General features: G+C 71.1%; 3 protein-coding genes. All 3 read left to right on the plus strand.

Features of this window, described 5'->3' with window-relative positions; genetic code table 11:
* Window positions 1-248: 248 nt before the first annotated feature.
* Entirely contained in the window at window positions 249-1,187 is a 939-nt protein-coding gene (locus tag HUV01_RS14625) for a hypothetical protein (protein ID WP_174298932.1), read from the plus strand.
* Complete coding sequence (locus tag HUV01_RS14630) at window positions 1,184-1,747, plus strand: DUF2141 domain-containing protein (RefSeq protein ID WP_174298933.1); 564 nt, start codon at window positions 1,184-1,186, stop codon at window positions 1,745-1,747. Before HUV01_RS14625 ends, HUV01_RS14630 begins: the two co-directional genes overlap by 4 nt.
* Before the next feature lie 11 nt (window positions 1,748-1,758).
* The coding region (locus HUV01_RS14635) for a glycosyltransferase (RefSeq protein ID WP_174298934.1) at window positions 1,759-2,796 on the plus strand (1,038 nt) is incomplete at its 3' end.

Consider the following 2,796-nt stretch of genomic DNA (forward strand, 5'->3'; position numbering starts at 1 on the left):
GAGCGACCGCTCGACGCCGCCGCCGCGCAGGCTGTCGGCGTAGCTCAGCACGTGCCGCGCGCGCCCGACCTGGCGGCCGCCGGCCATAGGGACGGGGACGGGGGGAACGGTGGGCGGAGCGGGGGGGGCGCCGGGTGCGGGCATCTTTTCCCCTGCCATGCTCATGCCCACTTTCGCCCGCAAGGCCTATCCTTCCGGCGCCGGCCGGCTTGCCCGTTCGGGCGATGATCGGCAATCGTGGAGCGTCGATGAACGCCAGGACGCAGTCTGCCCGGACCGACCGGCCCGGGATGGTCGCTCCCGACATCGCCGGCCTGGAACCGCTCCGGACCATCCGCAGCCGCTGGCCGATGGCGATGGGCGGGTTGCTGACCGTCGCGATGATCGCCGGCCTGCTGCGCGAGCTGCTGGCGTCGGGACTGTCGGGCCTAGGGCGGATCGTGCCCGGAAGCCCGCTGTTCTATCTGTTCTTCGTCCTTTTGTACCTGTCGCCGATCACCGGCGACACGATCATCTTCCGTCGCCTGTGGGGCATCCCGTTCGCGGGCTTCGTCGCGCTCATCAAGAAGCGGATCGCGAACGAGGTCGTGTTCGGCTATTCGGGCGAGGCCTATTTCTATGCCTGGGCGCGATCGCGCGCGACGATGGTGGCGGCGCCGTTCGGGGCCGTGAAGGACGTGTCGATCCTGTCCGCGATCGCCGGCAACGGGATGACGCTGGCGATGGTCGCGGTGGCGGTGCCGCTCGGCCATGCGCTGCTGCCGCCCGACATGCTGCGGCCGATCGGCGGGTCGGTGGCGGTGACCGCCGCGATCTCGCTGCCCTTCCTGCTGTTTTCCCGGCGCGTCTTCTCCCAGCCCTGGCGGACCTTGTGGTGGATCTTCGGCGTCCACTGGGTCCGGCTGCTGGTGGGCCAGGTGCTGATCGCGCTGGCGTGGCATTTCGCGCTGCCCGGCGTGTCGATGGGTCTGTGGCTGCTGCTCGCGGCGGGACGGATGCTGGTGTCGCGCCTGCCGCTGGTGCCCAACAAGGACGTCCTGTTCGCCAATCTGGCGATCGTGGCGATCGGGCGGGACACGGCGCTGTCCGATCTGATGGCCTTTTCGGCCGCGCTGACCGTCCTTCTCCATCTGGTGCTGATCGGGTTGTTCAGCGTTCAGGCGGTCGTGGCTAGGAACGCTGGATGACAAGACTGATTCGCTCGACGATCGCCGCCGCGCTGCTGATCCCCGCCGGCCCCTTCGCGCAGGCCCTATCCGCTCAGGTGCCGTCCGCTCAGACGCCGTCCGCGCAGGTGCTGGGATCGGACGCCGCCGCCTGCCAGCCGGGTGCCGGTCCGGCGATCGAGGCGACGATCACCGGACTGAAGGACGGCAAGGGCGACGTCCGGCTGGAGCTGTACCCCGCCACGGCCGAGGATTTCCTGAAGGGCGACCACGAGCTGATCGCGCAGGACAAGGTGTTCCGCCGCGTGTCGGTCGCGGCGCCCGCGACGGGCCGCGCGGGAGCGGTGGCGGTCTGCATCCGCGTGCCCCGGCCCGGCCGCTATGCGCTGATGATGATCCACAGCCGCGACGGCAGAAACAAGTTCGACTACAAGATCGACGGCGCCGGCACCCCCAGCAACAAGCGGATCGGCTTCGGCAAGCCCAAGGTCGAGGAGGCGTCGATCGCCGCCGGCGCCGGCGTGACCCCGGTCGCGATCAGGGCGCAATATATGGGCCTGTTCGGCTTTTCCCCCCACTAGGCCCGGCGACCATGCGGATCGTGGACGTCAACGAGTTCTATTCCCCAACCGGCGGCGGGGTGCGGACCTATGTCGACCGCAAGATGGGCATCATGGCCGAGCAGGGCCACGAACTCGTCTGCATCGCGCCCGGCCGCGAGGCGCGCGTCGAGGAACGGCCGGGCGGCGGTCTGATCCACTACGTCCGCGCGCCGGGCATGCCGTTCGACCGCAACTACGGCCTGTTCTGGGATGCGGAGCCGGTGACGGCGCTGCTCGACCGCTATCGCCCCGACGTCGTGGAATGCAGCTCGCCGTGGCGCCCCGCCTGGATCGTGGGCGAGTGGGCGGGGGACGCCGCGAAGGTGTTCTTCATGCACAACGACAACGTCGCCGCCTATGCGCAGCGATGGCTGGAGGGCGTGGCCAGCCACGACCGGATCGAGCGCGGCTTCGCCTGGTACTCGCGGTACATGGCGCGCTTCCTAGACCGGTACGATGCGGTCGTCACCAACGGCCCGGCGCTGGAGAAGCGGTTGCGCAGGCGCGGCCTGCGGATCGACGCGGCCATGCCGCTGGGGATCGAGCGCGGGCATTTCTCGCCGGACCTGCGCGACGAGGGGCTGCGCGCGGCGCTGCTGGCGCAGTGCGACCTCCCGCCCGACGCGCTGCTGCTGCTGGGCCTGGGGCGGCACCACCCGGAAAAACGCTGGCCGATGGTGGTGGAGGCGGTGCAGCGGGCGGGCGCCAGCGTACCCGTCGGGCTGGTGCTGATCGGCGCCGGCATGGACAGCGCCAGGATCGAGCGGCGGCTCGCGGGCGGCCCGCACATCCGGCTGTTCCGCCCGGTGTACGACCGCGAGCGGCTCGCGCGCATCGTCGCGAGCGCCGACGCGCTGGTACACGGGTCGGAGGCGGAGCCGTTCGGGCTGGTCGCCGCGGAGGCGATGGCGGCGGGGCTTCCGCTGATCGTGCCCGACACCGGCGGCTGCGCGGAGGTGGCGGATCGGCACGCGTCCGAGTTCTATGCGGCGCGCGACGCGGGCGCGCTGGCGGCGGCGGTCGTCCGC

The sequence above is a fragment of the Sphingomonas bacterium genome (genome assembly GCF_903643035.1).
Lineage (GTDB): Bacteria > Pseudomonadota > Alphaproteobacteria > Sphingomonadales > Sphingomonadaceae > Sphingomonas.